Origin of the sequence: Zarconia navalis LEGE 11467, assembly GCF_015207075.1 — a bacterium.
GTDB classification, from domain to species: domain Bacteria; phylum Cyanobacteriota; class Cyanobacteriia; order Cyanobacteriales; family Geitlerinemataceae; genus Zarconia; species Zarconia navalis.
The window spans coordinates 1-8,000 of sequence record NZ_JADEXN010000218.1 but is presented as its reverse complement, the minus strand read 5'-3'; the positions used below and the strand labels follow the sequence as shown (position 1 = coordinate 8,000).

2 protein-coding genes are annotated in these 8,000 nt (G+C 52.5%); both read right to left on the bottom strand.

Annotated elements, in window-relative coordinates; genetic code table 11:
• Positions 1-632 (bottom strand): DUF4347 domain-containing protein (locus IQ235_RS12535; protein ID WP_264321796.1); only part of this gene is annotated, 632 nt, incomplete at its 3' end.
• A 964-nt stretch (positions 633-1,596) separates the two neighbouring features.
• On the bottom strand, positions 1,597-8,000 hold a 6,404-nt coding region (locus tag IQ235_RS12530), incomplete at its 5' end, for a Calx-beta domain-containing protein (RefSeq protein ID WP_319592586.1).

Here is an 8,000-nt window from a genome sequence, read left to right as displayed (position 1 = left end):
ATGGTGACGTTGGACGTAATATTGGGTAGGGTGCCGTTGAGGGTAATATTGGCCGATAGCTCGATTTCCGATGCACCACTTGAAATAGCACTACGAAGAGTCGCTTCGCTGCCCACGGCAATCAACGTACCTTCGTAAGCGGCGAGGGTTTCCAAGTGTAACGCCGATGTTGCCTCAATTTCTCCGGTCTGATACTCCAGTTCCCAATCGCCACCGAGGTCGGCATTCCCGGTTAAATCCGTCGAAGCCGCCACGTCTGCCCCGGTGAGTTCGGCAATCTGCTGGACGAAGGTTTTACCAATATCCCCAGCCGCCACGTTGCAACCGAACAGCAGTAAGTCGCCTTCTTCGGATAAAGAACCACCCCAACCCCGCACCATCCCCTCGTACTGCGCCAGGGTGGAGTCGTTCAACTCCACATCTCCCAGAAATAGACTCCCCTCGTTGCCATGTCCGATAACCTGCACGCTATCGAGATTTTGATGGGTTGCCAGCACTTCGGAAATCCGGGCGATACCGTTTTCGGTGGGGTCGATGCGGACGACTTGGGTTCCCGGCTCGACTTGGGAGGTATCGATTTCCATGCGGGAATCGACGAAGACAACGTTGGCAGGAGAAGTGTTAGAGTTCATTATTTTTCTGAATATTTATTGGCTTTATTGCTTTGTTTGGTGAGTTGAAAATAGTTTTATAGGCAATTAAAAGCCAGCAAGAATTATCCTCCTAGACAGAAAAGTAGGAGGCTTTTTGCTAGCAGATCGATTGTTAGATAAGCAAAAGTATCGGAGCGATTTTCCGTCTGATTTTATTTAAATCGATCGGATTTAATAGATATTATTGAATCGAAAACAAGCGAATAATATTGAGCGAGCTAGCTCTTTATCTATGAGGAAGCTTTAAATGGCTCATGGAGCGAAACAATACTTTTACTCATTAATTTGACTGAAATAAACTTTGAAATGGTAAATAATTGATTCGATAAAATTTAAATGAAGCGTTATATGCATACTGCATCGAGTTCTATGAAATTGGAAATTGAACTGAGTTTCGAGGGTTGACTCTACTTTAAATACGCACCTGTTTTTTTCAATCTAACTCAACGAAAACCAAACTGACTTCAGTAAATTTTCGGAACGGCACTCTACTTCATTTAACTTAACAATTTAATTTTCAGTTGATATATAGCGCTTCGTCATCAGTTTATTTACACGACTGAGGAAATAAGTCTTATCCATTCCCCGTTCCCGATCGCTGAAAATGTGTAACGAAAAGGGCACGAACTGCTATAGACTGCTATAGACCTGAGCTGGGCGGAGAATATTGAATAGAGCTTATTGGGTCGATCGACCTGCTTTTGCTATGGTACATTAGCCGTTTAGACAGTTGACTCAGACCGAAATAGAGAAAGGAGTCCCCGTTGAGGACTCCTTTGAGGCGATCGCTCTCTATCGATTCAGAGCATTTAGCGATCGAATATTTTGCTAAATTCTCACCCGCCCCCACTCTTTTTGCGGCATAAACTTCGATCGGTTTCTTACCGTCTTCTTTGGCTTACTTTTTTGGGGGGAGATCTGGTCCGAGCGTGTTGGTTCTCGCTTAGACTAAGCTGACGAAATCGTTCGTATCGATTCCTGCTGCATTGAATCCAGGCAGCAGTACTGAACCGCTACCGAGTTCGATTTTCGCACCCTGGGCAGTATTAACCGCGATCGCCGGACGCTGTTGCAGTTCGGCAAGTAAGTCGGCAGAAACCGCCAGCAAGTCTACGCCATCGGTGAAGTCGGCAATGATATCGTTACCGGTGTCGAGGGTTAAGATAAAGCGATCGCTGCCGCCGCCTCCAGTTAAGCTGTCATCACCCAAGTCACCGGAAAGGGTATCGTCACCCAGACCGCCGACGATGCTGTCGTTATCCCGACCGCCAGCAACGTAGTCGTTGCCGTCGCCACCGTCGAGGGTGTCGTTACCGATGTTGCCGAACACCGCGTCGTTTCCGAGTTCCCCAAAGGCCATATCGTCATCTTTCCCAGCAGCGAGGGTATCGTTCCCATCTGCCCCGTAGAGGAGATCGTTGCCGAGATTTCCGTAGAGTACGTCATCTCCGGTGTTCCCCAGCAGCCAGTCATCATCCTTTCCTCCAGCGAGGGTATCGTTGCCCTCACCGCCATCTAGCGCATCTTTTCCGATGTTGCCAAACAGCCAGTCGTCACCGGCGCTACCGGATACGGAGTCGTCATCCTTACCAGCGGCAACGGTATCGTTTCCGTCTCCCCCGTCAATGAGATCGTTTCCGATATTGCCGAAAATGAAATCATCGTCGTTACCGCCTTGAAGAGTGTCGATTCCTTCACCCCCAACGATCATGTCGTTGCCGTCACCCCCTTCAAGGAGGTCGTCGCCTTTTTCGCCCTGTAGCAGATCGTCTCCGGCTTCACCGAAAAGAGAATCGTTGCCTTGACCTCCGTGGAGGTTATCGACATCTTCGCCCCCTTCAAGGCGATCGTTTCCTTTGTTGCCGAAGATGAGATCTAAGCCCGCACCCCCTTGGAGGAGGTCGTCGTCTTTACCCCCAGCAATAATGTCGCTCCCCTCACCGCCGTCGATCGAGTCGTTTCCTTGGTTTCCGAAGATGCGATCGTCACCGCCGTTGCCCTGAATCAGGTCGTTGCCGGCAAATCCAGTTATCGCATCGTTGCGATCGTCTCCAATTAAGGTATCGTCATTTTCCGTACCGTCAATGATATTTTCGATGACGATCGGGCTGTTGCTCGAAATGTTGTACTCGATGAGCAGATCGAGCTGTTCGACGGTAATTTCCCCGATGGTCAGCGATTGCAGGAGAGTCGCCTGGAGACCCTGGGCGAGGCGCTGTTCGTCAGCAATTTGGAGTCGCAGGTTTTTGAGGTCGTCTCCGGTTTGGGCCGCTGCCACCAACTCGTTCATCTTGGCATTGCGATCGGCAATTACCCGGACGGCGGCGGCTGCCCGTTCGCGATCGAGTCCCGGCGCGAGGGTTTCTAGGAGTTCTGCCACTTGAACGGCATCTCCGAGGTTGTCGTAAACCTTCCCAGAATCGATCGCGGCGATGAAGCGATCGATAACGGTATTATCGGCATCTTCAACCCCCAAGCCGATGGCAATTTCCGCGAGTTGCGTCCAGGTGGCGTTGAGCTGTACCTGTTTGGCGTAGATTTCCAGACCCAGAAGGCTACCGTTGGTAATTTCATCGATCGGGTTGTAGCTACCGATATCGAGGTTCTTCGGCAGACCCAGGGCATCTTGTACGGTTTCGACTGCTTTCTCCGTATCTGGTTCGGGAACCGCAGCGCGCAGCAAGCTGACCCACGGGGTTTCGAGGATGTTGAGGTAGCTGTCATCTACGATGTCGTAGGGGATGAGTTCGGAGATCGCCGCGCGGGCGCTTTCACCACTACCGCTAATTTTGGCAATTTCCTCATTGAGGAACACCAATTCGTCGAAGGCAATCTCGAAGTCCGTCGGTGTCACCCCCAGGGCAGTTGCGGCATTCTCGATGATGCTCTGGAGTTGTTCGGCATCGCTCAGGTCGATGGACTCGCCGGCTTGAGCGCGCCCGACGAGTTCCTGAATCAGGGCAAAGGCAGCAGGTTTGCGATCGTCCTCGGTTCCCAAAGTGTTGCTGCCGAGAATTAACAGGTTTTGCAGTTGCACTTGGGTGCGGAAGACGGTTGCTGCAGCAGCATCTCCAGCGACGATCCCGTCGAGGGGGCTGTCTTCGTAGAGCTTGAAGTCGGCAGGCAGCCCTAAAGCCGTTTCGATTTGAGCTTCTACCCTGACCGGATCGGGTTGTTCGAGCTTCATCGCCAGCAGCGTCAGGGGCGATGCAACCTCCCACTGGGGTGAGGTAACGAAATCGAAGCGCTGATCTTGGTAGGTGTCGATATCGAAGCCGTTGGTGACCACCACTTGTCCTTCACTCAGATCGATCTGACCGTTGCCGTTGCTGTCGTAGACTTCCAGGGGCATCGCCAGTTTGTAGCTGCCATCGATTTGGGTGAGGGTATAGGGTTCGTCGGGGTCTTGGAGGCCATTGAGGTTGGCATCCAAAAAGACCGTCGCCCCGGCAATCGGGCCATCAAAGGCGGTGGCAACGGAAAAGCCGTTTTCGCCGTATTCAAAGGTGGCCAGGGTAAACGGTCCAAATGTGTGTGAATAGAGATCTTGGGTCAAAACACCCAAGTTAAGTCTGACCCCAAGGGTGACACTTGCAGAGAGCGCTCCTTGAAGGTTGAAGAGCTGCCAGGGTTTGGTGATATTTGCCCCGATCTCCGAGAGGGCGCGAATTTTCCCGTCGGAGGTTCCCGTACTTTCTCCCGTATCCCGGAAGTCCACGCCGACGGTTCCGAGCAGACCGCCTCGGGCAAAGCCTTCAATCCCAGCGCCGACCCCAAGTTCGAGCGCTACGCCCAAGCTGCCGGTAATTTCATCCACATCGGCTCCGGTTCCGTCGGCATTGGCGCGATCGCTCACGTAGAAACCGTCGAAGGGGAGATAGGCCTTATCGAGGGCAAAATCCTGCTTCGACCAGTCCAATAGCCCCTTGGTGTCGAATCCGAAAGCCAGATCGGTGCCGATGCCAACGCTGCCACCTAAACCCAAGGTAACGTTAGGCGGCGTGTAGATAATGGAACTCGCCGTGAAATCCGCACCCAGTTCTAGAGGTGGGATATCGAGGGTAAAGAGCGTGGCTTCCTTGCCCAAAAGCAGGTCGATCGCTGTTGTCGGATTGGTAAGGATGGGGAAGTCGAAGGCACTTCCTTTGAGAGAGCCGAGGAGTTCTTTTCCAGAACCGGTTGTCGAGAGTTGCGTATCCACGTCAACCTGCCCGTTTTTTGGTAGGGAAACCTGTGGAGCCTCAGTATTACTGGAATTCCCGAAACTGAAATTCCCGCTGGCAAACAGTGGCTCGATCTTGTTAGTAAAGTCTTTGAAGGAGATTTTGCTTAGGTCGAGATTCTGCGCGCTGCGACCCGCTTTCCCAGCTTGGATAGCTTGAAGACCGATGGCAAAGTCATCTAGAGAAAATTTCGACCAGTCAAAGGAGGCATTTCCAGCCATCAGGTCGCTTAGACCCAAAGCAAAGTCCCGCAGCTTCACCCCAGAGGAGCCGACGGGGGAACCGAGGGAGAGATTGGGGCTACCGGAGATGGGAAACTCGCGAGCCAAGTCATTGAGGGTAATTCTCTTCCAGTTGAGACCAAGGGTCGCTCGCAAAGCACTCGATTCGGAGAAGAGTTTCTTCAGCCCCCCAGAGAAGTCATTGAGGGACAGACCCGGCCAACTGAGCTGGGTTTCGGGGTCGTTGTCGAACATCTCCTGCAAACCCTTCGAGAAATCCTCTATGGTGAAGGTCGGTACGCCAAACTTGAAGCTGCTCGACCGCGAGCTGGGTTGACCCGGAGGGCGGTAACCACCACTGCGAGTCGGTGTGGCGACATCGTAGGAACCTAGCTCGATGAAGAAGTTATCTTCGACAGCTGCAAGGCTTTCGATAATTGTCGAGACGGACTCAATTTGGTTGAGAGTCGTCACAAACGGTCGGACGTTAAATTTATTTTGGGGTAGAACGGCGACAAATTCGAGGAATGTTTTCTTTCCGTCGTTATTCGCATCAATTGTTTGACCGAAAAGGCTATTGATGTTCAGACTCGATAAGAAGCTTAGATCTTGTTGGATGAAGTCGATAAACGGGCGGAATGGCTTGACGACTTGGTCTACCTTCTGGAAAATCGGGCGGGCAAAGTTACTCGCGAAGCTGCCCACATCGACTTTCATGTTTTCAAAGGAAACCTGCGGGACTGAAGGCTTGGTAAATTGCCCGTCTTTGTAACCGAAGGCATCCCAGTCTACATTGAGATCGAGCAAGAAACTGGGAATCGCCGAGCTGCCGTTGACGCTGGTGACGAGCTGCAAGCCCAGGTTGGCTCCGCCTTGGAGTTCGGGGGTAAACAGTTCGCCGAGTTCGAAGTCGCGGCGCAGTTCGCTCAGGGTAAGGCGATCGCCATCGTCCGGTGCGTCCTGGGTCTTAATTTCCCCTTCATCACCGTCGTAGGTACCGTTGCGGTTGGTGTCAAAGCGTCCGACGACTGGTAACTCGGGGAAGCTGCCGTCGGGTTGTTGGGAGACGTTCGGCTCGTCTGCATCCCACACATCATTAGCATTGGCATCGAGGTATTGGATCGTCGGAACGTTGTCGAGATCGTTGAGGTTTACATTGAAGTCAATACCCGCTTGGGTCAGATTGTCAGGATTGTTCTTCGCCTCAAGCTGCAAGAACCCGAGATTTCCTAGGGCTTTGAAGTCTTCGTTCAGCTCGATCCCCACGTTGGCTTGGAAGCCAGTTTTGTCTGTATCGGCGTAGAAGCCAAAGTCTTTGTGCCAGCCGATTCCCAAACCTAACTCGTACTCGAAACCGCTGACCGCTTTGCCGTCTATATTCAGACCAATGGCAGGAATCCCAAGGTCGGCACTTAGGTCTGTCTCGATCTCGTATTCGCTGCCGATGGTGATATCGAAGGTGGTTTCTTCGAGTCCAGCGGAGAGGTTTACCTCCACATCGGTGTTTAGACCCGTACTGTCGAGGGCTTGCTGGATTGAATTTTCGATCGTGTCGGCAATCTTGGAGGTGGTTGCCGTACCGCCGGATGCGAGTTCGCTGATGAGGAATTCGCGGAAGGTTTCGATGAAGTCGGGGGTGTAGTCTCCTAGAGAGCCGATGAGAGGCAGTTCCGTGGCATCAAGCTGTTGGGCGATTAGGTCGTTGATTTGGCGCAGTAGTGCATCGAAACCTTCGCTGACAGTGTTGCCTTCGAGTTGGATATCGGCAACGACGACAGGCAGTGCGGGAACTTCGAGACTGTCAAAATTTCCGTCACCGCTAGTTAGGGTGAAGGCTAGATCGATATTGGCATCTTCGGGTTCGACTTTGGTATCGGATTTGGCGTAAACATCGATCGTCACCGGTTCCGCCCAGTTGGCCAGGGGAATGGTTACGTCGGGGATCTCTTCAAGTTGATCGCCGGTGTCGAAAGAAATTGTTACATCGGCCGCTGGCCGTTTCACCAGCACGATCTGAATTTGGTCGGGTTGGTTGCTACCTTCCTCAACGTAGGTGCGCGATCCAGTTTTCTGGATCAGGATAAAATCGTCGCTGGGGCTGGGTTCGCGAACGGTGTTGCCATCGAGGAGAATCGCCCGCGCTTCTTTGTTGTCATTATCGACGAGATATTTCTCCCCGCCCGAATCGTTGAGAGAAAGGACGATGGTTTCGCCGTTTCCTTCTTCGATCGCATCGTCGATCGCTTTGATGGCGACTTTGGCTTGGGTTTCGCCTTGGGCGATCGTCACTTGACCGGATAAAGGTTCGTAGTCGTCATCGTTCCCCGGTGTGGCCGTTCCGCCGACGGTATAGGGAATCGTCAGGTTTTGCGGTGCGGGTTTATCCAGAGAGATCGTAAAAACGTCCTGGAGGGAACTGTTTTCGGTGAAAGTATCGACGGTAGAAATGCTGACGACAGGTTCGTTGTCGTTCACCTCAACGGTTCCGTTCGTCGTGCCGTCGAGGTCGTAGAGTACGCCGTCGTTCAGGGTAAATTCGATCGTCTCGCCGGGATCGTAATCATCTTCATCAACGGGAACGATATCGAGGGTGATGGTATTCGTATTCGCCGGAACCGTCACCTCACCGTTGAGTTCCGTGCCGTTGTATTGGAGGTTGTAGTCCGTTCCCGGTGTGGCCGTTCCGCCGAGGGTGTAGTCAACAACGACTTGAGCCGGAAGGGTGCGATCGAGATTTAGGGTGATACTGCCATTGGCAGATCCAACCTCACTGGGTTGGGTGAAACCACCGATCCCAATATTGGGGGCAATAAGCGGGCTGATGTTGTAGCTATCGCCAACGGTACTGTTGATTTGTTGTACCGTCCCGCCGTAGTTATAGACATCGCGATAAACACCTTGTC